The 24,302-nt window shown below is 43.9% G+C and carries 22 protein-coding genes and 4 tRNA genes; 21 read left to right on the plus strand and 5 right to left on the minus strand.

The genetic code is table 11. The annotated features are described in order from the left end of the window. Positions 1–5 precede the first annotated feature (5 nt). A complete protein-coding gene (locus tag Q0E19_RS09765; RefSeq protein ID WP_294409284.1) occupies positions 6–452 on the minus strand; it encodes a MarR family winged helix-turn-helix transcriptional regulator in 447 nt (148 codons plus the stop codon). 201 nt (positions 453–653) lie between these two features. Here Q0E19_RS09765 and Q0E19_RS09770 point away from each other — a divergent pair, with 201 nt between their 5' ends. Both Q0E19_RS09770 and Q0E19_RS09775 read left to right on the plus strand, forming a co-directional pair. Next, complete coding sequence (locus Q0E19_RS09770) at positions 654–1,565, plus strand: LysR family transcriptional regulator (RefSeq protein WP_294409285.1); 912 nt, start codon at positions 654–656, stop codon at positions 1,563–1,565. A 149-nt stretch (positions 1,566–1,714) separates the two neighbouring features. Continuing rightward, complete coding sequence (locus Q0E19_RS09775) at positions 1,715–2,227, plus strand: hypothetical protein (RefSeq protein WP_294409288.1); 513 nt, start codon at positions 1,715–1,717, stop codon at positions 2,225–2,227. A 90-nt stretch (positions 2,228–2,317) separates the two neighbouring features. On the opposite strand, the gene secF is transcribed toward Q0E19_RS09775, so the two are convergent. Then, the gene (gene secF / locus Q0E19_RS09780) at positions 2,318–3,319 is read right to left on the minus strand and encodes a protein translocase subunit SecF (protein WP_294409290.1); all 1,002 of its coding nucleotides are present in this window, start codon (positions 3,317–3,319) and stop codon (positions 2,318–2,320) included. Continuing rightward, on the minus strand, positions 3,312–4,721 hold the full coding sequence (locus Q0E19_RS09785; protein WP_294409291.1) for a SecD/SecF family protein translocase subunit: 1,410 nt from the start codon (positions 4,719–4,721) through the stop codon (positions 3,312–3,314). Before Q0E19_RS09785 ends, secF begins: the two co-directional genes overlap by 8 nt. A gap of 236 nt (positions 4,722–4,957) precedes the next feature. On the opposite strand from Q0E19_RS09785, the gene Q0E19_RS09790 reads away from it, so the two are divergent. The 11 genes from Q0E19_RS09790 (at position 4,958) to Q0E19_RS09840 (ending at position 13,997) form a co-directional block, all read left to right on the plus strand. Further along, the gene (locus Q0E19_RS09790; RefSeq protein WP_294409292.1) at positions 4,958–6,361 is read left to right on the plus strand and encodes a hemolysin family protein; all 1,404 of its coding nucleotides are present in this window, start codon (positions 4,958–4,960) and stop codon (positions 6,359–6,361) included. A 106-nt stretch (positions 6,362–6,467) separates the two neighbouring features. Further along, positions 6,468–7,844: a transglutaminase domain-containing protein gene (locus Q0E19_RS09795; protein WP_294409293.1), complete on the plus strand. Its 1,377-nt coding sequence runs from the start codon at positions 6,468–6,470 to the stop codon at positions 7,842–7,844. 150 nt (positions 7,845–7,994) lie between these two features. After that, the gene (locus Q0E19_RS09800; RefSeq protein ID WP_294409294.1) at positions 7,995–9,077 is read left to right on the plus strand and encodes a hypothetical protein; all 1,083 of its coding nucleotides are present in this window, start codon (positions 7,995–7,997) and stop codon (positions 9,075–9,077) included. A 266-nt stretch (positions 9,078–9,343) separates the two neighbouring features. Next, positions 9,344–9,419, plus strand: a tRNA-Val gene (locus tag Q0E19_RS09805). Positions 9,420–9,496: 77 nt separating this feature from the next. Beyond that, positions 9,497–9,573: transfer RNA gene (locus Q0E19_RS09810), tRNA-Asp, on the plus strand. Between the two features lie 3 nt (positions 9,574–9,576). Beyond that, positions 9,577–9,652, plus strand: a tRNA-Phe gene (locus tag Q0E19_RS09815). A 3-nt stretch (positions 9,653–9,655) separates the two neighbouring features. Further along, positions 9,656–9,731 (plus strand) — tRNA-Gly (locus Q0E19_RS09820). A 328-nt stretch (positions 9,732–10,059) separates the two neighbouring features. Next, a complete protein-coding gene (locus tag Q0E19_RS09825; protein ID WP_365904969.1) occupies positions 10,060–11,178 on the plus strand; it encodes an iron-containing alcohol dehydrogenase family protein in 1,119 nt (372 codons plus the stop codon). A gap of 14 nt (positions 11,179–11,192) precedes the next feature. Then, complete coding sequence (locus tag Q0E19_RS09830; protein WP_294409295.1) at positions 11,193–12,209, plus strand: ABC transporter substrate-binding protein; 1,017 nt, start codon at positions 11,193–11,195, stop codon at positions 12,207–12,209. 29 nt (positions 12,210–12,238) lie between these two features. Continuing rightward, positions 12,239–13,186 (plus strand): ABC transporter permease, encoded by a 948-nt coding sequence (locus Q0E19_RS09835; protein WP_294409297.1) that lies wholly within the window; start codon positions 12,239–12,241, stop codon positions 13,184–13,186. After that, on the plus strand, positions 13,179–13,997 hold the full coding sequence (locus Q0E19_RS09840; RefSeq protein WP_294409299.1) for an ATP-binding cassette domain-containing protein: 819 nt from the start codon (positions 13,179–13,181) through the stop codon (positions 13,995–13,997). Before Q0E19_RS09835 ends, Q0E19_RS09840 begins: the two co-directional genes overlap by 8 nt. 238 nt (positions 13,998–14,235) lie before the next feature. On the opposite strand, the gene Q0E19_RS09845 is transcribed toward Q0E19_RS09840, so the two are convergent. Both Q0E19_RS09845 and Q0E19_RS09850 read right to left on the minus strand, forming a co-directional pair. Then, entirely contained in the window at positions 14,236–15,036 is an 801-nt protein-coding gene (locus tag Q0E19_RS09845) for a sporulation initiation factor Spo0A C-terminal domain-containing protein (RefSeq protein ID WP_294409300.1), read from the minus strand. Between the two features lie 278 nt (positions 15,037–15,314). Next, the gene (locus tag Q0E19_RS09850; protein ID WP_294409301.1) at positions 15,315–16,280 is read right to left on the minus strand and encodes an aldo/keto reductase; all 966 of its coding nucleotides are present in this window, start codon (positions 16,278–16,280) and stop codon (positions 15,315–15,317) included. Between the two features lie 243 nt (positions 16,281–16,523). Between Q0E19_RS09850 and ylxM the strand changes: the two genes are divergently transcribed. The 8 genes from ylxM (at position 16,524) to ybaK (ending at position 24,285) form a co-directional block, all read left to right on the plus strand. After that, complete coding sequence (gene ylxM / locus Q0E19_RS09855) at positions 16,524–16,919, plus strand: YlxM family DNA-binding protein (protein ID WP_294409302.1); 396 nt, start codon at positions 16,524–16,526, stop codon at positions 16,917–16,919. 15 nt (positions 16,920–16,934) lie between these two features. Next, positions 16,935–18,314 carry a signal recognition particle protein gene (gene ffh / locus Q0E19_RS09860; RefSeq protein ID WP_294409303.1) on the plus strand — a complete coding sequence of 460 codons (1,380 nt, stop codon included), beginning with the start codon at positions 16,935–16,937 and terminating at the stop codon, positions 18,312–18,314. 66 nt (positions 18,315–18,380) lie between these two features. Further along, positions 18,381–18,623, plus strand: a complete 243-nt coding sequence (gene rpsP / locus Q0E19_RS09865; protein WP_294409305.1) for a 30S ribosomal protein S16 — start codon at positions 18,381–18,383, stop codon at positions 18,621–18,623. A 113-nt stretch (positions 18,624–18,736) separates the two neighbouring features. Beyond that, entirely contained in the window at positions 18,737–18,970 is a 234-nt protein-coding gene (locus tag Q0E19_RS09870) for a KH domain-containing protein (protein ID WP_294409306.1), read from the plus strand. A gap of 263 nt (positions 18,971–19,233) precedes the next feature. After that, positions 19,234–19,803 (plus strand): type II secretion system protein, encoded by a 570-nt coding sequence (locus Q0E19_RS09875; RefSeq protein ID WP_294409307.1) that lies wholly within the window; start codon positions 19,234–19,236, stop codon positions 19,801–19,803. Positions 19,804–20,675: 872 nt separating this feature from the next. Next, positions 20,676–22,079, plus strand: a complete 1,404-nt coding sequence (locus Q0E19_RS09880) for a DUF389 domain-containing protein (RefSeq protein ID WP_294409308.1) — start codon at positions 20,676–20,678, stop codon at positions 22,077–22,079. Between the two features lie 1,097 nt (positions 22,080–23,176). Further along, positions 23,177–23,770, plus strand: a complete 594-nt coding sequence (locus Q0E19_RS09885) for a cytidylate kinase-like family protein (protein WP_294409309.1) — start codon at positions 23,177–23,179, stop codon at positions 23,768–23,770. A gap of 14 nt (positions 23,771–23,784) precedes the next feature. Then, on the plus strand, positions 23,785–24,285 hold the full coding sequence (ybaK, locus tag Q0E19_RS09890; RefSeq protein ID WP_294409310.1) for a Cys-tRNA(Pro) deacylase: 501 nt from the start codon (positions 23,785–23,787) through the stop codon (positions 24,283–24,285). Positions 24,286–24,302 lie beyond the last annotated feature (17 nt).

The following is a 24,302-nucleotide window of genomic DNA, read 5'->3' on the forward strand; positions in this document are numbered from 1 at the left end:
AGGTCTTAAAGTCCTCCTTTTGTGATTTGTTTTGTGTTTTCAGCCATTTTGGTAAGAAGCCCGTTGAGCGTATCCAGCTCCTCTTTTGTAAAGCCTTCAAAAGCTGTGCTTTCGATATTTCTCAAACACCTGTCTATCTCAGCCTTATGCTCCCTCGCCTTGTCTGTAACGCAGATGCGCTTGTGACGTTCGTCGCAGCATTCGCTGCCGTTCTCGTAGGTTATATAGCCGTTTGCACGAAGCTTTTTTATCAGCCCCGAAACGGTGGAACGTGAGATATGCAGTCGTCTGTGTATATCGGAAGAATATATGTCCCCACCGTCCATTATGCACATAAGAACGTGGCTTTGCGCAGCGGTGAGATCGGTTTTTGAAAGCTGAGCCGTGATAGCCGCCTCGACTTTGTAGTGGATATACTTGGTGGCTTTCATTATGTTCGTTTTAGTTTCCATTACTGAAAAATATTCGCCCCCTTACTGTTTCAATCCGAATTGTTAGCGTCCTAACAATTCTTTCTTTGTACATTATACTACACAAATACTTGAATGTAAAATAGAAATATGTTATAATCAATAAAGGATATTTATAGATACTTATTAAATGCATTTTTAGAAATGTAATATCATACAACAAATTAACGGAGGTTAAACTTTATGAATACAGTACAGCTTGAATGTTTTCTTGCAGTGGCGGAATATCTGAATTTTTCCAAAGCCGCCGAATCGGTCAATATAACACAGCCTGCGGTCAGTCACCAGATAAGCTCCCTAGAGGACGAGCTTGGGGTAAAGCTTTTTGTCCGCACCAGTAAAAGCGTCAGCCTTACTCCGGAGGGTTCACAGTTCATAAATGACGCAGATTCCATAATGAAAATAGCCATGAGCGCAAAGCACCGTATGCTCAGCCGAAAGGACGATAACCGTGTTCGCCTCGGTATAGGCTGTCACAGCGCATATGAACTTATGCTGGTGCAGAATATACTCTGCAGTCTGCGTGAGATATCCCCCGAAGTCTATCCCGATGTGAGAGTTATCCCATTCAAGTCTATCGACAATCTTCTTGCCGATGATACCATACAGGTAATGGTGTCTTTCCGCAGTGAAAACGAGAAAAGCGGAGCGGCTTACAGGGAACTATGCAAATTCCCTATGGTCTGTGTGTGCAGGGAGGATAACCCTTTGGCGCAGTATGAAAGCCTTACCATGTCACAGCTGAAAGGCAAGGTCATACTTAATGAAAGGGTAAAGTCCCACGAATCAGTCCACCATATCCACAGTATGCTCGCTTCTGCGAATGAAGAACAGGATCTGTATTTTGCAGACAGCGCAGAATGTTGTCTTACTCTTGTTAAAGCTGGCTTTGGGTTTACAGTCGAACCGCTTTTCCCTGTTGAGAGGATATCAGGACTAAAATATATCCCCATAACGGATACAGAGCCGCTTTCGTTCGGTATGTATCACCGCTCTCTTATGAACGCCCCTATGCTTAAAAGCTTTGTCGAGGTGGCTGTAAGTATGTACGGCAGCAAGGCTGGAAAAAGGCTTAAAAATCGGGAACATAAATAAACCGCATAAATTTGATCTTCCCACATATGAAAAAGAACAAATGTTCTTGACAAAATCATTTTATGGTAGTATACTATATTACAAAGGGATTGAACGTACGTTCGGATAGTGTGACCGAGCGAAATGAGTTATGATTTGGGAGGATCGGAATGAGAACAAAGGACATTATGACTGCCGTAAGCCTTGAGGAGTATCTGAAAGAGATAATGAAGATAAGCCTTTCGGACGGCAAAAAGGGAAAGGATCTAGCGGCTTACAACACTTCGGGCGGCGAAAGAAAGCCGTCTGCGGCAGGGAAAACGAGAGAGTTCGGCAGATACAGAAGTATAATTCTCCGTGAGAAAAAAACGAGGGTTAATATTCTGCGTCTGTCACAACAGCTGCTGAAAGAGGAAAAGAGCGGAGAATGTAAGCCGTATAAAAAGGCGGAGCTGAGGGAGCTTGCTGTCGAACTGGGCAGGCTGACCTTGCGGCGCAGGGAACTTGAAAAAAAGCGTGATGATATTGAGTGTGATTTTCTGAGAGAGGTAATAGATCACCGCTATTTCGAGGATATAGAAAGACGTATCCCCACATGGTCGCAGACCGCCTGCGAGCTTGGTATTGCCATAAGCGGCGAGGAATTAAGACGTTACGTCAGTATGAGCCTTGTTACTGCATAGCAATGATAACATTGATAGCATTGATAAAATTGACAAAGAAAAAAGAACTCACTTTTTTTGGTGAGTTCTTTTTGATATCAGAATTATTTATTATCTTCTGCCCTTGCTTGCAGTCTTTTTCTTTGAAGACTTATCTTCAAGAGCCTTTTTCTTAGCCTGATGCTTTTTCCAGTGAACCCAAAGTGTTGGTGCGATGCAGTTTGAAGAATATACACCTGCGATCATACCGATGATGAGCGGGAATGCAAAGCTGAGAATCGAAGTAACGTTGAACACAAGACAAACTATACATACGGTCGTCATAGCGGCAACTGTTGTTACTGTTGTGTTGATAGAACGTCCCATAGTCTGAGTAATGGAGAGGTTGACAAGTTCGTCAAGCTCCATGCTTTTGCCTTTGAGGTTCTGATTTTCTCTTATTCTGTCGTAAATAATGATAGTTGCGTTGATAGAATATCCGAGGATAGTGAGGAGAACAGCCATGAAGTTTGCGTTGATGTCAAAACGGCATATAACGAAACAGCCGTAAACCATGCACATATCGTGGATAAGTGCCACAACGGAGAATACACCGGCAGAGATACCGCCGATCTTCTTGAATCTGAATCCGATGTAGATGATAGTGATAACAGCTGCAAGTGCACAGGCTGCAAGACACTTCAGGAAGAAGTCCATACCGTTTGATGCGCTTACGTCGTTTGTTTCAAAAGGCTCGATCTCGTTGTCAGGGAAGTTTTCAACAAGTGCAGCTTTGAGAGCAGTCTGCTTGTCATCGCTTATTCCCTTTGTAGATGCGAACTGGATCTTTACTGTTTTCTGTGAAGTAGCTGTATTCTCGCCCTTTGTTACAGTAGCTTTAAGGTTAAGAGTATCAGAAACTATCTTTGAAACGTCTGAGTCGCTTATATCACCTGTATAGCTGTAAGTAAGTATCGTACCGCCCTTGAAAGCGATATCGACGTTAAGTCCGATAACAGCGGTGAGGATAATGAACAGTGCAATGAGTGAGCAGGATATCGTGTAGAATATCTTGCTGTGTCCGGTCACATTAAGAATTTTTCTTTCTTTGGTGTTTTTTATTTCCTTAGTCATTGATCTCAGCACCTCCGTAAAGTTTGCGGTTCTTAAAGCACTTGAATTTTGAAAGTGATGAGAGCATCAGTCTTGAACAGAAAATACCGAACACGAAGTTGAGTATGATACCAACAAGGAGCGTATAGCCCAGCGAGTAGATCGTACCTGCGGAAGATGCGCCGAAGATAGAGAACAGAGGGCTGAGGAGAAGTCCGAATGCGCTGTCTGTCGGTCCGAATGCACCCATAAGGATTATTGCAACGAATACAACGGTGATGTTTCCGTCGAATACAGCGCTCCATGCTCTCTTATAGCCAAGCTCGATAGCGCCGTTAAGAGTTTTGCCGTTGTTAAGCTCTTCCTTGATTCTTTCAGCAGTGATGATGTTTGCGTCAACGCCCATACCGATAGCAAGAATGATACCTGCGATACCCGGTATAGTCAGGGTAAAGCTCTCGAACACTCCGAAAAATCCTGAGATGCAGGCGATAGAGCCTACTGCCTGTCCGAAAAGTGCGATAGAAGCAACAACGCCTGGGAGCTTATACATTATTATCATATAGATAGCAATGATGATGAATGCGATTATACCGGCAATGACCATTGCATTCTTTGCGCCCTCACCGAGAGTAGCTGAAATGATGTTTGTGCTTGATGTTTTAAGATTGAACGGGAGTGAACCTGCGTTGATCTTATCCGCAAGGGATTTAGCAGATTCGTATGTAAAAGGATTTGACGTGCTGCCTGTGATCTGACATTTTCCGTCTGTGATAGCCTCGTTTACAGAAGGAGCGGAGATCATATCATCGTCCATCCATATGGATATCGAACCGCTGCCTGCAAGCTCGGTAGTAGCGTCGGCAAAAGCCTTCTTGCCTGACTCGTTAAGTTCAAGGCTTACAGCATATGTATAGCTGCCTGTCTGCTGATCCTGATATGTAACAGCCTCAGCCTTCTTTACGTCGCTTCCTGTCAGAACGATATTTTCGTCATCGTCGCCTGTCGGAGCGGTCGTACCCTTTATGAAAACCAACTGTGCAGTTTCGCCAAGCTCTGAAACAGCCTCTTCAGGGTCAAAGCTCTCTTCTCCTGCCTGCCATGGGAAGGATACCATTATTCTCTGTTTTTTGTAGTCTGCGTAAACTTCGCTGTCGGTAATGTTAAGGCTGACAAGTCTTTGTTCGATAACAGCCTTCGCAGCGTCCATTTCGTCCTCGGTGGCATTAACGTCGCCGTCAGGCTCAAAGGTAGCGTTTACTCCTCCCTGGATATCTATTCCCCAGCGGATCTCGTCAACGCCCTTGATATAGCTTGTTTTTATATCACCGTACTGAGTGTGTATGCCTGCATAGGTAAGATAGGCGAAGCCTAAAATGCAGATCAGCACGATAAAAAACACGGGTTTTTTAACTTTTCGCACCTTGAAACCTCCTAATTAATATAGATTTGTCAAAAACACATTCACCTGTATATTATAAATCTTTTAGTCAAAAAAGTCAATAGCAATCGCATACTTTTTGATTAATATGTCAATCTGTGCAAAGCGGAGTCAAAGGGCGGGGGAAAATCCTTGACAAGGGGGAAATTGTTTGGTATGATATTAATTAAACTATATATAAATACAAATATACTATTTAAAAAGGACGCTGATATTTAATGGACGACGCCGGGCGATTGAGTACGGGATTTATAGTTTGCATAGCCGCAGCATTGGTAATGGCATTTTTCTGTGCCTGTGAAAATGCGGCGGTGGAATTCAATGACGCAAAGCTAAAGAAAATGGCGGAGCAGGATAAGCGGGCGGCAAGGCTCATGAAAATGCTTGAACAGCCTGGACGCTTTATGGCTGCCAACCTTATTTCAAGGACGATAATGATAGTGCTGATAACTGTGTTGGGTACAGTATACTTTTTTGAACCCATAGCAGAGGCTTTCACGCAGAAGATCTTTCAGCCCTCCGAGGGGTGGAAGTATTATGCGGTTTCCTTAATAAGCTTTGCTGCGGTGATATGCATTTTTGCCCTGTTTATAAGCGTTTTCGGTATAAATATCCCTAAACGTCTGGTATCATCGGGACGTGTGGGAGATAAATTCGTGCTGACGGTGAGCGGAGTGTACAGAGTATGGCTTGCACTTTTCAAGCCGCTGGAGATAATAAACAACGGTATATCCACGGTCTTTCTCAGACTGATCGGTGTGCGCAGCGTGAAAAAGAATGACGCTGTAACTGAGGAAGAGATACTTATGATGGTGGACGCCGTAAACGAAACGGGTGCTATCGAGGAAAGTCAGGCGGAGATGATAAGCAACATCTTTGAGTTCGACGATATCGAGGTAAGCGACGTTATGACCCACCGAACAGAGGTGGAGGCTATCGAGGAGAACGCTCCGATAAAAGAGGCGGTAGAGCTTGCCATAGAGAGCGGTTTTTCCAGAATACCCGTATACAAGGAAACTATCGACGATATTCAGGGAGTTATCTTTGCCAAGGATCTGCTTACCCTTGTGTTCCATGAGAGCGCAGACAGCAGGACGGTAAAGGACTTTATGCGTGAGATACTTTTCGTTCCTGAAACCCATAAGTGCGGCGAACTTTTCAAGGAAATGACGGAGAAAAAGATACAAATGGCTGTTGCGGTGGACGAATACGGCGGAACGGCCGGCGTTGTTACTCTTGAAGATATAATCGAATCCATTGTGGGAAGTATACAGGATGAGTATGACGACGAGGCGGAAGAGATAACGGAGATATCCGACGGAGTGTTCGAGATACTGGGCAAGGCGGATTATGAGGACGTTATGGAGGCTTTAGGGAAAGAGGCTGACGAAAATTCGCCGTTTGAAACTATCGGCGCAATGGTGATAGAACTGTTGGGAAGAATACCTGAGGACGGCGAAACACCTGCCGTAAAGTGGGAAAATGTGCTTTTCAGCGTTGAAAAAACAGACGACAGAAAAATAGAGAAGCTCAGAGCGGAGCTGATCCGTGATGAGAATGACGACGAAACAGCGGACAATAAAAAAGATAAAGACAGCAAAGACAACGAAAACAGTAAATAAAGTAAAAAATCAAAAAGACAAAACGAATTTGTGACAGATAAACAATGTAAAGAGTGTAAATAGTGTAAAAATTTTTAATGCGGCGGATATGAAACGGGGATTCAGAGTGGCGCAGTTAAATTGCAATGATGACAAAAAATACAGAAAATCAAAAAAACGGAAAAACCTAAAGATCAAAGTGCTTTCGGGACTTCTGGCGGCTATGGTGTGTGCGTCGGGAGTGTGGTATGCATTTTACAGAAACGGCTGGGAATTTGAACTGCCTTGGGCGGCGGAGAGAAAGTATGCTCTGCTGGACAGCGGCATAACAAATGAGGCTACTGGAATACAGGTCAAATACAGCACAGTCGGTAAAACGGACAATAAAAATGAGGACTCAGCCCTTGAAAGCAAGGACGTTTCGGACGTTGAACTGCCCTATGCGGCGGAGTATTTCTCTTCTTTCCTTACTGAGGAGGAACAGACCGTTTGCAGACAGCTTTATAAGGGATTCAGAGAGTTCCAGACGGATATAGATATAACTGACGGAGTGATAGAGTCGGAGGATATATGCAGCTTTATAGTGCTTTGTACTTCCTGCGCCCCTGAGTTTTCCTATATCGGGCAGGAGTATTCGGTCACCCTCGACAGCAGCGGATATGTTATGTCCGTAGAGGTAAGCTATACAATGACAGCGGAAGAGGCTGCCGCTCAGCAGGCTGAGATAGACGCAAGGGCGGAAGAGCTTATTGCAGGCATGGGGTCTGACTGGGACGATTATGAAAAGTTCAGATATATCCATGATAATCTGATACTTTCGTGTCAGTATAAGGAGAATGAGGGCAGCTGCTATACTGCTTACGGCTGTCTTGTGGAAGGCGAGGCTGTGTGTGAGGGCTATGCTAAGGCTATGCTCACGCTCTGCGAAAAGGTCGGCATAGGCTGTGTTCCTGTGGTAGGTTCGGGATATGAGAATGGTGAACCGCTTCCACATATATGGAACAAGGTGCTCCTTGACGGAGAATGGTACTGCACAGACCCGACATGGGACGATCCTGTTTCGCAAATGGGTGAAGATTATATAAGGTATGACTACTTTGCCATAACAGATAAGCAGATGAATCTTGACCATACTGCGGACGAGAACAAATATCTCCATTATCCTGCGGCACAGAGCGTTGAAGATGATTTTTACCGCCGCAGCGGAGCGTTTATTGAAAGCGCTGACGATGCGGAGAATATCATATTGAATGCAGTATGCACAGCTATGGCAGGAAACGGTGATTATGCGAGAGTGAAATGTGCTGATGAGAATGTCTATGGGCAGACGCTTAAAACAGTGTTCGAGGACGAAACGGAAAGCGGTAATCCTCTGATATTCACTATCTTAAAAGAAGGCTCTGAGAACTATCCCGATTTCGGTTATTCCTATGCAGGATATTCTATTATAAAGAATGAAAAGGATCATTCTCTTACCATAAAGCTCATAAGGGCGGAAAATTAGAGGATATCAAAAATATATAAATTTACGGTTGAAATTTGCGGATAAATGTGATATAATAAAAAATAACGGCTCAGTGGGAGTATGCCCTCTGTGTAAAATCGACAGGCTGTGTCTGTGCGGCACAGGTCTTTATGAAAGGAATGTTAGTGTATGGGAGCGAAAACCAATAAGAAGTCCAATGCGGGCAAAAACGTACTGGTGTTTTTCATTGTCTTTATTATACTTGAAATGCTGATAATCTTCGGTGTGGGCAAGGTGTTCAAGAACAAGGACGTTACACCGAGCATCGCAGGATACAGCATCTATATGACCGACAGCGAGCTGAAAGCTCAGAAAGAGGACGGAACATATGAAACTTCTGTTCCAAAGGGAGTGCTTGTTATCGCATCGAACGGTCTGACAAATGCAGTTGAGAAGATCGGTTCTGCTGTCCTCTGTGAAAATGTTGAGGGACAGGGTTCGGGAATTTACTGGCTTGCAGATGTAAACACAACTGAGGGCGAGGACGGAGTTACATATACTGTTGCAAACGGCGACAGATACTATACTATAAAGTCATCTGACGTTGTTGGCGTTACATCAAGCTATTTCACAACAGCAGGAAAGGTGATTACTTTCATCACTTCTAAATTCGGTATGATCGTGTGCGCAGTAGTTCCGCTTTTCCTCCTTGTGCTTATTGAGCTTATAATCGCTATCGCAACTCATTCACCTGAAGAAGATGAAGAGGACGAGGAAGAAGAGGAAGAAACTAAGGAAGAAGTCAAGCTTGACGATTTCCTCTTTGGCGGAAAGGACGAGGGCGAGCAGATCGCAAGACACCGCCGTCAGGCTGCTGAAAAGGCAGAGTCTGCTGAGATAAAGACTGAGGAAAAGGACGATAGCCGCATCTATATCCCTGAAAAGGAAAAGAAGGACGAAGATCCGCTTGCCGGCTTCAATTTCGATTTCTCTAAGAAGGAAGAGAAGAAGGAACAGCTTACAGATGATTCACTCAGCCTTAATGATGACGTGAATATGTCCGCATACTATGAAAAGGCATCAAAGCTTCTTGACGAGGCTGCGAATGAAACAGCAAAGCCTGTTCAGAAGCCTGTACAGCACAGACCTGCACAGCGTAAGCCAAGACCGCAGGCTAAGCCAACATCAGCGGCAAATACTTCAGCTACCCTTGAGGATCTGATGAAGCTTATGGAAGAGGAACAGAACAAGCTGAAAAATCAGATGAAGTAAAATTTATTGTAAGAGATCAAAGCTCCGTACCTGTGAAAATCACGCAGATACGGAGCTTTTTTATGTGAAAGCAGTACCTGCTATGTTAAATCTGCACTCTAATTTTCAACAAATCACGATTGCGGTTATCTGCTTTTCACAAACTGAGAAAAAGTATAAAAAAACTGAAAAAAAGCCTTGACAAAACAGGATATGTGTAGTATAATAGATACTGTTGTGAGGGACATGAGTTAAACGAAAGCTTAACGAAAGTCTTTTGACAATATGGAAGCATAGCTCAGCTGGGAGAGCATCTGCCTTACAAGCAGAGGGTCATAGGTTCGAGCCCTATTGTTTCCACCATAGAGTGTGTGCAGAGAGATCTGCACACTCCCTATTTTTTTGACTTAAGTTCCGGAATGTCGGATCACTTAAGATCTGGCCGGGTAGTTCAGTTGGTTAGAACGCTAGCCTGTCACGCTAGAGGTCGTGGGTTCGAGCCCCATTCCGGTCGCCATATGCTTCTGTAGCTCAGTCGGTAGAGCAGGGGACTGAAAATCCCCGTGTCGGTGGTTCAATTCCACTCGGAAGCACCATTTGCGGATTTAGCTCATCTGGTAGAGCGCCACCTTGCCAAGGTGGAGGTAGCGAGTTCGAGCCTCGTAATCCGCTCCACTGAGTTGCTGCTTTTGCAGCAACTCTATATTTTTCTTGCGGGTTTATTTCAATTACTAGAATACCTTTCTTCCTGAGAGGAGATGAAGGTGCAATCCCTTTGACCCGCTCCAAAGTTAAGCCGTAACGGATATTTCCGCTGCGGCTTTTTTGTATCTTTTTGCAGTATGGGCTATTCATTATGAGCCGTGGCAGAAGTTACTATTTGGCTCTGAACAGGTAAATTTGAAATTTGATGTGAAATGTCTTGCAAAATCAGTATTGATGTAGTATAATGATAGTGTATAAAGTCTGTATAGTGCAGTTTTGCACCGCTGACTTTGTCAAATTGGAAATATCTGATGTAAGGATAGTGAAACAGATAACTATGGATAATTATACTATGATAATGCCAAATTACAGTATAGGAGATGACGTCTATTCAAAAATAGGCGAGTTCTGCTCCGGCTATGGAAAAAAGGCTGTAATGATCGGCGGAAAGACTGCTCTTTCAAAAGCTGAAAAAGCTATAAAGGAAAATTCAGAGGGCGTTGTGGAGTTCACCGGTACGCTCTGGTACGGCGGAGAGTCGAGCTATGAAAATGTTCAGGCTCTTATGGAGAAAGATGAGGTAAAGGCTGCGGATATGATCTTTGCTGTCGGCGGCGGAAAGGCTCTTGATACCTGCAAGTGTCTTGCGGATAAGACGGGAAAGCCTGTGTTTACTTTCCCGACCATTGCGTCAAACTGTGCCTGCTGCACATCGGTTTCGATAATGTATAAGCCTGACGGAACTTTTATCGAGCCGTATTTCTTCCTCAGCCCTGCGGTACATTCTTTTATCAATACAAAGATACTCTGCGAAGCACCTGCGGAGTTCCTGTGGGCAGGAATGGGCGACACATATGCCAAATACTATGAGGCAACTATCTCTTCAAGAGGCGAAGAGGTGGAGCATTTCAAGGCTTTCGGAGTTGCAATGAGCAGTATGTGCGTTGATCCTATTATCAGATACGGCAAAAAGGCGCTGGAAGATAATAAGGCCGGCATATGCTCATTCGAGTTCAAGGAAACTGTCCTTGCTATATGCGTGACAACAGGTTTTGTTTCCATATTCGTTACAAGGGATCATACACCTGACTATAACAGCGGACTTGCACACGCTGTGTTCTATACCCTCACTTCTATCGGCATAGAGGAAAAGCATCTTCATGGCGAAGTCGTGGGATTCGGTGTTCTTATCTGCCTGCTTGTTGACGGTCAGACTGAGGAATACAAGCGCATAAGGGAATTCAATAAGTCAGTCGGTCTGCCTGTAAAGCTTGCTGATATAGAGGTCACAAGAGATCAGTTTGACGGTCTGCTTGAAACTATCACGACTATGAGCGATATAAGACACTATCCATATAAGGTCACAGTTGAGATGCTTGAAAAAGCTATCAATGTAATAGAAAACGAAAATGTTTAAAGGAGAGTAAGAATATGAAAAAAATTATGAGATCTGTCGCTGCGGTCTGCACTGCTGCGGCTCTGACTTTGGGAATGGCTTCCTGCGGATCTTCCTCAGACAGCAGTTCTGGCAAGTCATCAAATGGTGAAAAGCGCACAGTTTATGTAATGACAATGATCGAAAACGGCGCATTCCTCGATATGAAGGACGGCTTTATTCAGGAACTTCGTGATAACGGCTATGACGAGGACAAGTGCGAGATAATCTATAAGTGCGCTCAGGGCGACGCTACCAATATGAACACTATCGTTCAGGACGCTATCGCTAAAAAGCCTGACGCTATCGTAACTGTTGCTACCCCTGCATCACAGGCTGTTGTGGGAACAGGAACAGATATCCCTGACTTCTTTATCTCAGTAGGCGACCCTGTCGGCGCAGGTCTTATCTCTGATATCAACGGTGCGCCTGATATGAACGCAACAGGAACTTCAAACGCTGTCCCTGTAAGCGAGATATTCGGTCTTGCTGAACAGCTCACACCTGACGTAAAGACATATGGCATTCTTTATAACACAGGCGAGGTAAACGCTGTTTATACTGCTGAGAACGCTAAGAAGTATCTTGACGAAAAGGGATTGAAGTATATCGAAAAGACTGTTACAGCAGCTGGCGAGGTACAGACAGCCGCAGAGGCTCTTGCTTCACAGTGCGACGCTATCTTCGTTCCAAACGATTCTATAATCCAAACTGCAATGCCTGTTGTTTCTCAGATCGCAAGAGATCATAAGATACCTGTTTACGGTTCAAGCGCAGTAATGGTAGAGAGCGGCGCATTCGCAACAAAGGCTATCTCAGATACAAAGATCGGCGCTATCACAGCTGATAAGTGCATAGAGTATCTTAACGGCAAGGCAATAAAGGATATCCCGACTGAAATAGTTGCAGCAGACGATATTGTAGTAAACACAGACGCAGCAGCGGCTATCGGTATACAGCTTCCTGACGATCTGGAGGGAATGAGAACAGTTACCGATACAGCTGACAAATAGCGGACAGCAGGTTCGGCGGAGAACAGATAATGAGTATAATTTTAGGAACTTTGCAGCAGGGCATACTTTTCGGTCTGCTTGCAATAGGAATTTATATCGCATTCAGGATACTTGATATACCAGACCTTACCGCAGAGGGTTCTTTCACCTTCGGCATTGCGGTTTCTGCTGTGGTGACCATAGCGGGACATCCTCTGCTGGCGATACTTGCGGGTACGGCGGCAGGCTTTGCGGCAGGCATACTGACGGGAATATTTCAGACAAAATGCGGTATCCACCCCGTTCTTGCAGGTATTCTTACAATGAGCGGACTTTATTCTATAAACACATGGGTGCTTGGTGAACAGCCCAGCATAAATCTTATAAGCAGTCCGCAAAATCCTGTGAATACGGTCTTTTCCATATTCGAGGAAATGCTCAGCGGCATTGATAAGGACATAGTAAGACTTGGCGTTATCTTTGTTATAACTGCCCTTGTTAGCCTTATCCTTATCCTGTTTTTCAAGACAAGAACAGGTCTTAGCATAAGAGCGGCAGGCGACAATGACACAATGGTAAGAGCGTCATCTATAAATGTTGACAGAGTAAAGATACTTGCCCTTGCGGTGGGCAACAGCTGCATAGGAATGTGCGGTGCTATCTACGCTCAGTATCAGCGCTTTGCAGATATAAACTCAGGTGCAGGAATGTTGGTAGTAGGTCTTGCGTCTGTTATCATCGGTGAGGTTTTTGTGGGCAAAAAGGGCGTTACCCTAGGCATAATCTTTGCTGTGGTAGGCTCTGTTGTGTACAGAGGCATAATCGCTGCGGCAACATATTATGATATTTTCCCTGCGTATATGCTGAAGCTTGTGGCTGCTGTTATAGTTGCGGCTGCCCTCACTATCCCTGCGGTAAAGAACCGCATAAAGCTTGCTAAGTCAAAGAAAGCGATCAAAAATGCAGGCTCAGTAAAGGCGGGTGAACAGAATGCTTGATATAGAAAACGTGTATCTGACATTTTTTAAGGGAACGCCTAATGAGCATACTGCGCTGGACGGTCTTGATCTTCACCTTGACGAGGGAGAGTTTGTGACTGTTGTCGGTTCAAACGGCGCAGGAAAATCCACTATGTTCAATGCCATATGCGGTACATTTATGCCCGACAGCGGAAGAATACTTCTCGGCGGCGAGGATATAACCTATGTAAGGGATTTCAAAAGAGCAAAGTCTATCGGACGTGTTTTTCAAGACCCTATGAAAGGTACTGCACCGGATCTGACTATTGAGGAAAATCTTGCCCTTGCATATTCAAGAAGCAGAAAAAAGGCGCTTGCCTTTGCGCTGAACAAAAAGGATCTTGATGTGTTCCGTACTGCTCTTGCGCAGATGAATATGGGATTAGAGGACAGAATGAAAACAAAGGTCGGACTGCTTTCGGGCGGTCAGCGTCAGGTCGTAACGCTGCTGATGTGTACTTTAGTTACACCAAAGCTTCTGCTCCTTGACGAGCATACCGCTGCCCTTGACCCTCAGACCAGCGACAAGATAATGAAGATAACACAGGATATCGTAAGGGAGAGAAATCTTACAACGCTTATGATAACCCATAATCTTAATTCCGCTCTCAGAACAGGTTCAAGGACGATAATGATGGATTCGGGAAAAATTATCCTTGATGTCAGCGGAGAACAGAGGGATAAAATGTCGCTTCAGGATCTGCTGGATATGTATTCTGCTAAAAGCTCCAAGGTATTCGATAATGATAGAATGCTGCTCACAAAGGACAGAGCTGATAAGCAGGATTAAAAGCTTAAAATCAAATACAATGAACATTCCCTGCTCTTTAACACTTTGCATGACTTTGCATAGAATAGAAGAGCGGGGATCATTTTTTTTGCTTGTCGCTGCTGTCCGCAGAGTGGCAGAGCGTGAAAAGCGTTTCTGTCCGCAGGGGAGCTTTGCGGATATGACATAGCAGATCTTTCGCTTTATATAAATCAAGCTGCTGATACATTTCTGTATCAGCAGCTTTTTGGTGTGGATATCATGCAATGGTGTTAAGTTCGCAGCAAAGCTTGTCGGCTATGATAAAGATAAATTCGCTGTTGGTCGGAGTCCAGTCCTTTTTAAGTGCATATGTGCCGAATATCTCTACCTTGTCGGAGGGTTCAGCCTTTTTCCAGCTGCGGTGGATAGCGGTGCGTATGCTGCGTTCTACGGCAGATGGGGTAACGCCCAGCTTTGCGGCGATATCGGGATATATTTCTTTCGATATCCCTCTTGAAGTGCCGCACTCAACAGATATTTTTATTGCCTCTCTTATGTAATTGTAACCGTTGTATCTTGGTGTGACGCACAGCGTTGTGAGTATCTCTGTTATTTTGTTGTGCAGTTTACATTCATATTTCTTGTCAGTCAAATGATGATTTTCGGTGAAATCAATGTATTCAGACTTTTTCTTATCCGCCTTTTCAATAAGCATTCTGTAAACGGAATCCCAGTCATCTGGGTCGTTGATCTCATCATCGAAGTATTCGCAGGCGCTGTTCGATATCTTGTAATCCTTGTCATCTTCGTTGTGCAGGAGCAAAAGACATGGCGGATCGTCTATGCTTTTAAGATTTTCACACAGCGCTTTAGGATATTTTGTCCTGTGAGAGATGATAACTGCATCATAATTTCTTTTCAGCGACTGAAACTGAATGGAAAGCGGATTTGCGTCAACGCAGCATACATACATTCCCTTTGCTTTCAGATAGTCAGCCAGACAGCAGGCACGAGCGGATATTCCGCCGATCAGCACCTTTACTTTGTGTTCGGGTTTAATTGAATTCATTGTTTTCATTGTATTCATCGCTCTCTCTTCCATAATATTGTCAAATTCGCTTTAATGTATTAAATTATACATAATTATGACATTTCTTACAATGCAAAATTTAATAAAATGGTCTGCATCAACCAACATTAATATCTAAAAACTATATTATTAACTTGCAGTTAATAATTGTCGAAAAGCCTGCTGCAAATAAAAGAGAAAATATATAAAAAAAGAGAAACAGAGGTAAAACAAAAAAGCAGAGCGGAGAAATGCTTTTCCGCTCTGCTGATAGTTTATATTTGGTATCAGATCTTGTTTTCCATAAATGCAAGGGTCTTTTCATCATAGATAAGATCCTGTGCGCACATATCCTCTTCAAGCTGCCACATTTTTGTTACCGCAAAAACTGAGGAAACAAAGAACGGCTGGCTGTTAAGATATCCGAGAGGAACTACCGCAGGCGTCATGCCTGTTTTCTTTGTTATCTGCTTTACCTTTGCAAGCTTTGCAAGGTTTGCTGTGGTAGCATACTGTCCCTCAGGAAGATTGTTTGCAGCGTCGCCCTTTGCAAGCTTTGCAAAAAATCCCTTAGCCTGCGGCGAAAATGCCATAACAGGGAAGTTGTTTCGTCTGTACCACGAATACTCTTTTGTATCCATACATACAAGAGTATCGTCGCCGAGAGTTTCTGCACTTGCGTGTGCAAGGCTGTAATTTATCTGGCTGACTCTGATAGGTTCCATTGAATTTTCAGCCGCAAATTTGTTTGCAGCCTCTATCCTTGCAGTAGTCCAGTTTGAAACACCGATAAAATGTATCTTTCCGCTCTGATAAAAATCATTCAGCACAGGCATTATCTCTTCCACAGGAACGGTGACGTCATCTCTGTGAAGAAAATAAATGTCTATATAGTCGGTCTGAAGACACTCCAGACTTTCGTTAAGGTCCTTTGTAAGCTCATCTCTGCTCAGGCGAGCCTGCTTGCTGCCCATTTCGGGATGACCGCCCTTTGTTGCGATAACTACCTTGTCACGGCAGTTTCTTGACTTTATCCATCTGCCGATAACGCCCTCGCTCGCATTATGACCGTCCTCAAGCCAGTCACAGTAAACTCTTGCGGTGTCTATACACCAGCCGCCAAGCTCAACATATCTGTCGAGAAATTTAAAATATTCCTCGTCATTGTCATGTCTTTGAAAATCAGCTGCGCCGAATGTAAGCGCAGGCAGTTTGATCTCGTATCTGTCATTTTTCAGTACACAGCTCAGCATACTTTTTCCCCCTAATATACTCATACTTCGTTTTTATTCACTAACTATATTCATTATACAGTAGTTTTCAGAAAAGTATATCAAATAAAAAATGAAATTTTGTTAAATTTTATTTTTTTGGATAAAAACCCTTGACAAGGTGAACAACTTGATATATAATAGAATCTGTTGTAAAGGTCTATGACTTTACAGCAATGCGAAAAATGATGATATTTGTAATAACGGATCTGAAGGTGGAGGGCAATGAGCAAAAATCTTGAAATGAATAACCTGCTGGATCTCTATGGCTGCCTTCTTACTGAAAAGCAGTCTGATATTATGAATATGTATTATAACGACGATCTGTCGCTTGGCGAGATAGCGGAGCAGTACGGCATATCAAGACAGGGTGTCCATGATACCGTAAAGCGCTGTGAAGAGGCTATCGAGGATTATGAAGAAAAGCTCGGACTGTATGCAAGTCAGAAAGCATATGTCAGCGAGCTGGAAGAGTTCAAGGCTCAGGCGCTGGATATTTTCAATGAGTGCAAGAGGATAAGTCTTTCAAGACCTATTGCGGAAAAGACTATCGTGCTGCTTGAAAATCTCGACAGCAAGCTTGAGGATTACGATACATCAGTCTATATGAACGAAGATTGAATCGGGAGGTAAAGTATGGCGTTTGAAGGATTATCAGATAAGCTTGGCGTTGTATTCAAGCGTCTTAAATCAAGGGGTAAGCTTACCGAGGCCGACGTTAAGGAGGCTATGCGTGAAGTAAAAATGGCGCTCCTTGAAGCAGATGTAAGCTATAAGGTAGTAAAAGATTTTATAAAGAACGTGACCGAGCGAAGTGTTGGAGAGGACGTGCTTAAAAGCCTTACTCCCGGTCAGCAGGTCATAAAGATAGTAAATGAAGAGCTTATAAAGCTCATGGGCGAGGCTAACTCAAAGATCAATTTCCCGAATAAGCCGCCTTGCATCATTATGATGTGCGGTCTGCAGGGTTCAGGTAAGACCACCCATGCGGCAAAGCTTGCTAAGATGTTCAAGCGTGAGGGCAAAAGACCTCTGCTTATCGCAGCTGACGTTTACAGACCTGCGGCTATCGAACAGCTGAAGGTCGTTGCTGAACGTGCCGAAGTCGCTGTCTTTGAAATGGGACAGATAGATCCGAGAAAGATCGTAAAAGAGGGTATAAAACACGCAAAGGATCATGGTAATGACCTTGTTATCATAGATACGGCTGGTCGTCTGCATATCGACGAAGAGCTTATGGATGAGCTTAAAGATATAAAGAAGATCGCTGAGCCGAACGAGATAATGCTGGTCGTAGACGCTATGATCGGTCAGGACGCAGTAAAGGTCGCTTCAAGCTTTGATGAGGCGCTGGGAATAGATTCTGTAATACTGACAAAGCTTGACTCAGATACACGAGGCGGTGCGGCGCTGTCCGTGCTTGCTGTTACCGGTAAGCCGATCAAGTTTGTCGGCATGGGCGAAAAGCTTGACGAGTTCGAGCCTTTCCACCCTGAGAGAATGGCGTCGAGAATACTGGGCATGGGCGATATGCTCACTCTTATTGAAAAGGCAACGACTACTGTGGATCAGAAGGACGCTGAGCGTCTTGCCAAGAAGGTTCAGGAAAAGGGATTTGACCTTAATGACCTGCTGGAGCAGATGAAGCAGATCCACAAGATGGGTTCTATGAGATCCATAATCAAGATGCTGCCTGGAGCAAACAAGATAAATGACGAGCAGGTCGAGCAGGGCGAAAAGGCTCTGAAAAAGACCGAGGCTATGATAAATTCGATGACAAAGGCGGAAAGAGAAAAGCCGTCGATAATCGACCCTAAGAGAAAGCGCAGGATCGCCGCAGGAAGCGGTACGCAGGTATCAGACGTTAATCAGCTGTTGAAGCAGTTTGAGCAGATGCAGAAGATGATGAAGCAGTTCGGTATCGGCGGAAGTCTGCACGGCAAGGGTTCAAGAAAGAACAGAGCCGCACTTCTCAAAGGACTGGGCGGCGGAATGGGTTCGTTCCCTAACAACTGATTTTAATGATTTATACCGTAAAACGGTTTAAATACAAATAGTAAAGTATTCGGAGGTGAATTTAAAATGGCAGTAAAGATCAGACTCAGAAGAATGGGTGCTAAGAAGGCTCCTTTCTACAGAATTGTTGTTGCTGATTCAAGATATCCAAGAGATGGACGTTTCATCGAGGAGCTGGGCTACTATGACCCAACTAAGGAACCTTCCGTACTCAAGGTTGACGATGAAAAGGCAAAGTCATGGATCGCAAAGGGCGCACAGCCAACAGATACTGTAAAGAATCTTCTCAAGAAGAACGGTACTCTTTAATTCCTGACATTTCCGATCGGTAAGGCTCTTATCCCACCCCTCGCCTTACCGGTTTATTCGGGTGGATATCCGCCCCGTTTTTGTGGGAGAATGTATGCAATGGAGGAAATCAAATGAAAGAATTGCTTGAAACTATCGTATCAGAGCTTGTTGAGGACAAGAGTGCCATTGAGGTAACTGTTGACGAGCCTAACGAGGAGGGCGTTGTAGTATATCATCTTCACGTTGCTCCAGATGACATGGGCAGAGTTATCGGCAAGCAGGGCAGGATCGCTAAAGCTATCAGAGTTGTTATGAGAGCAGGAGCATCCCGCATCGATCAGAAGATAATGGTCGAGATCGACTGATAACGAAAATAGTTTTTTGGATATATGAGAGGATCTGTTCGGAAGTATTCGGGCAGGTCTTTTTTGTTTTATTGTTGAGTATTTAGTAATTAATATTGTGTAATTAACAGATAAAATACAAATGAGCGTGCGTGATTTATTGACTTATATTCCTTAATGTGGTATAATTTAATCGAAAATTGGCGAGATATTTCGGCGTTTTGGGGACGCCGGATACTTATGCATTTGTAATGCTTAAAGATTTTATCAGAGAGGTGTCGGCTGTGGGAAAGAACAGAAAAGGCTTCACTTTGGTGGAGCTTGTGGTAGTGATCGCTATAATCGGAGTGCTGGCGGCGATCCTTGTGCCGAGCATGATGGATTATGTAAAAAAGTCGAAATTAAAGACAGCGAATGCGAACGCAAAGATAGCGTACAACGCTGTAAACGAATATGTTGCGTGGGAAATGCACAACAGCGGACGTTCTTTGCCTGCTATACTATATGATTTTACAAAGGGAAATTCGGTAGACGGAGTAAGTTGCACAACTGAGCCTGACTCTGTTGGTGACAAGCTTATATACAACGTACTTTCGGACAACGGCGCACACGCAGGAACGGTATGGGTACTTGGAGCAGGTGCAGGCAGGGTAGATGCAGACGGAAATCTTGAAGGTGATGTAATAATCAACGGAAAGGAATCATTTGCGGTACAATGGGCAGATGGTGACAAGAATGCAAAGCTTTGGGGACAATTCCCGAATCCGATATCGTGGAGTGATTATTCTAACTACATAATGAACGGTTCATTCCACCCAGGTTGGTACAAAGACGACTGGAGCACTCCCTACTAGGTCCTAAGGCCGGACGGCTCGGTTCGGGACGCTCGGCAAGCTCGCTGTCTGCTGTCCGAACTTTTCATTTGCGCTCGGAAGAAACGGAGATGTAGATTTTACTTAAGCCTACTTTGATAAGGTCTTGCATTGGCTTTAAAAGCTTGTACATAAATTATAAACACTAGACAAGAAAAAAGTAATCACAAACTTTCAAACGCACAAAGCAAGTTTTAGGCTAAAGCCCTTTTCCAAAAGGGCTTTCAGGGGATCAAAGGGGACAGAGTCCCCTTGTCGCTCCCGCAGGAGCGAAACTCCCCCACAGCGTGAGCTCCGCATAGGGTGAATTTGAAAATAGTCCAGCGGACTGTTTTCAAAGAGGGGCAAGCCCTGCGATAGAGGGCTGCCCCTTACTCGCCTATCGTACTCTTTCCCCTGCAAGGGCTTGTCCCTTGCACGTCCTCGGGCGGATCCTCGCCGGACGGGGTAATTCGGGACGCTCGGCAAGCTCGCTGTTTGCTGTCCGAACTTTTCATTTGCGCTCGGAAGAAACCTAGATATGTCTTTTACTTAAACCTATTTTGATAAGGTTTTGCATTGGCTTTTTGAGGTTCGATGTTTCGGTAGGGGCGACCTTTGCTCGCCAGTTCTAATAAGTACAAACCTAATTATTTATGATTCACAAACTCCGTACAGCGCAAACTATAAATTAGCTAAATCGTTTCGTGGCGGTAATGTATGTGCTTTCCACATCTTTTGTACAGGTTTAAATATTTTTTACAGGTTTGATATGTCGGCAGAGGCGGTCTTTGACCGCCTGTATTTTTTAGACCGCTGATAGTTTTTGTCGGCGAGATTTTATTTGCAGAGATTTTTTTGAGGTGATATTTATTATGAGTCATAGGACTACAAAAATAAAGCTGATAGTTCAGTCGATGTTTACGCTGAGAAATGACACGGCTTCTTATGAGGAAATAGAAAACACTATCGTTTCGGGTGCAAAGCTTCAGGGTACAAATGCCTGCATACTGATACTTGCGATCTTAGTAGCGTCGATAGGTCTTAATATGAATTCTACTGCTGTCATAATCGGTGCTATGCTTATTTCCCCTCTTATGGGAGGTATTACTGCGATAGCATACGGAATTGCCACAAATAATCTCGGATTGGCTAAATGGTCTGCATTCAGACTTGGTGTTCAGGTGCTTATAAGTATCGTTACATCGTGCATATATTTCTCGATATCACCTATAACCGACGCATCAAGTGAGCTGCTTGCAAGGACAAGCCCGACCTTATGGGACGTGCTTATTGCGGTTTGCGGCGGTCTAGCAGGAATAATCGGGCAGACACGAAAAGAAAAAAGCAATGTTATCCCAGGCGTGGCTATTGCGACTGCACTTATGCCGCCGCTTTGTACGGCTGGTTACGGACTGGCACATTTGCAGTTCCAATATTTCTTCGGTGCGCTGTATCTGTTCTTTATAAACGGATTTTTTATTTGCCTTACTGCAATAATCGTGCTGAAATATCTGAGAGTTCCGCAGTTTAAGGAGCTTAGCAAAAAGGCACTCTCTAAAATACACCGCTCTATCGCTGTACTTGCAATAATAACTATGCTGCCAAGTGTGTATCTTGCCTACGATATAGTTTTGAAGTCCATAGACAACAGCAGTGCGGAAAGTTACATAAAGAATGAATTTGTGCTTGACGGAACACAGGTAATACAGAAAAATATTGATACCGATAAGCATACAATAGATGTTTCGCTTTTGGGAAAAGAGGTCAGTGATGAGGTTTGCGATCAGCTGAAAGAAAAGCTCAAGGACTATAACCTTGAGGACTATACGCTGAATATCTCGCAGACAGCAATAAGAAACGGCGTAACGGAAAACGAACTTAAAGATATTTTGTCCCAGTATGAGGAATCGGAGGAACAGCCTGATGTTGACGCTATTATCCTCCAGCGTGAAAATGAGGATCTGACAGAGCAGAACAAGGAACTTCAGCAGCAGGTCGCAGAGCTTGAAAGTAAAATAAATACACAGAGTGAAAAGTTTGACGCTCAGCAGCTTACCGAAGAGCTGAATGCGATAAACGGCAAGATAATCGGCGCAGCAGCATCTTATGCGGCATATGCAGAGGACAGCACAGAGAATAAAAATGATGACAAGCTTGCGGTGACTATCGTGGCAACAGACAAGCTCAGTGCAGACGAGCAGAAAACCATAAAGAATTTTATATGCAAAAGATTTGATGTTAAGGATATACTTCTTAGCACGACAACTGCTGATTAAGATAATTTGTTAGAAAATATGTGGCTTTTATCATATAACGAGAAGTTTTAACTGCAAACAGACTAGTATTTTCAATACAATGGGGATAGGTGAACTGTTTGAAACCGTATGAATTTTGTTTGTGGCAGGGAGAAATGTGAAAATAATTGGTTATCACATATTCAGAATTTTGTAAATGGTGGTAAATGGTTATCAGGGCTGAGTGGAAACTGGCGACCATAGGTCGCCCCTACGCAAACATTGAGAAAAAATCCTCATTAGACTTTATCAAACTAAAAAAGTCAATACAAGACCTTATCAAAGTAAATTTCAGAAAAAGTCATATCTCAGTTTCTTCCGAGCGAAAAGTAAAAGACCCGACAGCAGACAGCGAGCTTGCCGAGCGTCCCGAATTACCCCGTCTGGGAAGACCCGCCCGAGGACAGCGCAAGGGGCAAGCCCTTGCGGGGGAGTTTGTGCGGTAGGCGAGTAAGGGCCAGCCCTCTATCGCAGGGCTTGCCCCTCTTTGAAAACAGTCCGCTGGACTATTTTCAAATTCACCCTATGCGGAGCTCCTCCGATGGGGATTTCGCTCCTGCGGGAGCGACAAAGGGGGCGCTGCCCCCTTTGAGCCCCTGCAAGCCCTCTAGCGGCGGGCTTGATCGACCGCTTTGTCTTGTGCGTTTGATAGTTTGTGAGGACTTTTTCTTTGTTTGGTGTTTATAGTTTGTATGGAAACTTTTAAAACCGAGATAATACCATGACAAAGTTGGATTTAGTGGGGGCTGGCGACCACAGGTCGCCCCTACGCAAACATTGAGAAAAAATCCACATTAGACTTTATCAAACTAAAAAAGTCAATACAAGACCTTATCAAAGTAAATTTCAGTAAAAGTCATATCTCAGTTTCTTCCGAGCGCAAATGAGAAAACCCGACCGCAGACAGCGAGCTTGACGAGCGTCCCGAATTACCCCGTCTGGGAAGACCCGACCGAGGACAACGTATTGACTTTTGGGGAGGAATGGGGTATAATTAATTTATAATTTATTTATGTTATGAAAGCATAAATTTAATAAATGTGTGCAGAATCAGAAATATCATGAAGGGAGAAATAGCTATGGCTGAGATCAAGGTAGTTACTATCGGAAGACATTATTGCTCAGGGGGAAGCGATATCGGCAAACTGGTGGCTGAAAAACTGGGGGTGAAATGCTACGACAGGGAAATAGTAGAAATGGCTGCCAAAAGAAGCGGGATATCTATGGAGGAAATAAAAAAATATGAGGAGTCTGTCCTTAATCCTCTTAAAACGCCTATCACACTCTTCGGCAAACCTAAGGAGGATATAACCGAAACTATCTTCGCCGCCGAAACTGAGGTCGTTATGGAGCTTGCGGCTAAGGAAAAATGTGTTATAGTAGGAAGATGTGCGGACTTTATTCTGAAAAATAAGGTCAAAACACTTAACGTCTTTGTGTATTCCTCCTTTGAAAAGCGTATGGAAACAGCTATGACTAAGCACCATATCGCTCCAGAGGAGGTTGAGAGCAGACTGAAAAAATATGATAAGAAACGTGCCGATTACTATAACGCTAATACAAATAAAAAATGGGGAGAAAAATCAAGCTATGATATCTGCCTCGACAGCGGTAAGCTTGGTCTTGAACTCTGTGCCGATATCATCGCACATACTGTGAAAACTGTGAAATAAAGGAATTGACTGAAATGGCTAAGGATAAAAAGGATAAGGACGTTAAAACAAATGCAATGAGAATACTTGACCGCAGTAAGGTGAAGTATAAGGTAAATACATACGAGTGTGAGGAGTTTATCGACGGCGTGCATATCGCAGATAAGCTTGGACAGGCTTATGAAAGCTCTTTCAAGACACTTGTGGCGGTGGGCAAAAGCGGAGGATATTTTGTGTTCGCCCTGCCTGTGAACGAAGAGCTGGATATGAAAAAGGCTGCTAAAGCCGTTGGAGAAAAGTCCGTTGAACTTATCCACGTCAAGGATATAAATAAGATAACAGGATATATCAGAGGCGGCTGTACTCCACTGGGTATGAAAAAACAGTATCCGACAGTCATTGACGCAAGCGCAGAAAATTTTGATGAAATAATCATAAGCGGCGGAAGAATAGGTTCGCAGATAATGCTTGATCCGAAAGACCTTGTTAAGGTCACCGGCGGCAAGTTTGAAAATATAGTTTTCCGCAGCGAGTAAAAATATCAGAACAGACA

The organism is uncultured Ruminococcus sp., from assembly GCF_934476685.1.
Classification (GTDB): Bacteria; Bacillota; Clostridia; order Oscillospirales; family Ruminococcaceae; genus Hominimerdicola.

Coding starts and splice junctions, on each gene's coding strand:
- Q0E19_RS09840 (WP_294409299.1), top strand. CDS start 13,179: ATGCTTGATATAGAAAACGTGTATCTGACATTTTTTAAGGGAACGCCT.
- Q0E19_RS09830 (WP_294409295.1), top strand. CDS start 11,193: ATGAAAAAAATTATGAGATCTGTCGCTGCGGTCTGCACTGCTGCGGCT.
- Q0E19_RS09885 (WP_294409309.1), top strand. CDS start 23,177: ATGGCTGAGATCAAGGTAGTTACTATCGGAAGACATTATTGCTCAGGG.
- Q0E19_RS09850 (WP_294409301.1), bottom strand. CDS start 16,280: ATGCTGAGCTGTGTACTGAAAAATGACAGATACGAGATCAAACTGCCT.
- Q0E19_RS09790 (WP_294409292.1), top strand. CDS start 4,958: ATGGACGACGCCGGGCGATTGAGTACGGGATTTATAGTTTGCATAGCC.
- ffh (WP_294409303.1), top strand. CDS start 16,935: ATGGCGTTTGAAGGATTATCAGATAAGCTTGGCGTTGTATTCAAGCGT.
- ylxM (WP_294409302.1), top strand. CDS start 16,524: ATGAGCAAAAATCTTGAAATGAATAACCTGCTGGATCTCTATGGCTGC.
- Q0E19_RS09775 (WP_294409288.1), top strand. CDS start 1,715: ATGAGAACAAAGGACATTATGACTGCCGTAAGCCTTGAGGAGTATCTG.
- Q0E19_RS09800 (WP_294409294.1), top strand. CDS start 7,995: ATGGGAGCGAAAACCAATAAGAAGTCCAATGCGGGCAAAAACGTACTG.
- Q0E19_RS09835 (WP_294409297.1), top strand. CDS start 12,239: ATGAGTATAATTTTAGGAACTTTGCAGCAGGGCATACTTTTCGGTCTG.
- ybaK (WP_294409310.1), top strand. CDS start 23,785: ATGGCTAAGGATAAAAAGGATAAGGACGTTAAAACAAATGCAATGAGA.
- Q0E19_RS09870 (WP_294409306.1), top strand. CDS start 18,737: ATGAAAGAATTGCTTGAAACTATCGTATCAGAGCTTGTTGAGGACAAG.
- secF (WP_294409290.1), bottom strand. CDS start 3,319: ATGACTAAGGAAATAAAAAACACCAAAGAAAGAAAAATTCTTAATGTG.
- rpsP (WP_294409305.1), top strand. CDS start 18,381: ATGGCAGTAAAGATCAGACTCAGAAGAATGGGTGCTAAGAAGGCTCCT.
- Q0E19_RS09765 (WP_294409284.1), bottom strand. CDS start 452: ATGGAAACTAAAACGAACATAATGAAAGCCACCAAGTATATCCACTAC.
- Q0E19_RS09845 (WP_294409300.1), bottom strand. CDS start 15,036: ATGAAAACAATGAATTCAATTAAACCCGAACACAAAGTAAAGGTGCTG.
- Q0E19_RS09880 (WP_294409308.1), top strand. CDS start 20,676: ATGAGTCATAGGACTACAAAAATAAAGCTGATAGTTCAGTCGATGTTT.
- Q0E19_RS09770 (WP_294409285.1), top strand. CDS start 654: ATGAATACAGTACAGCTTGAATGTTTTCTTGCAGTGGCGGAATATCTG.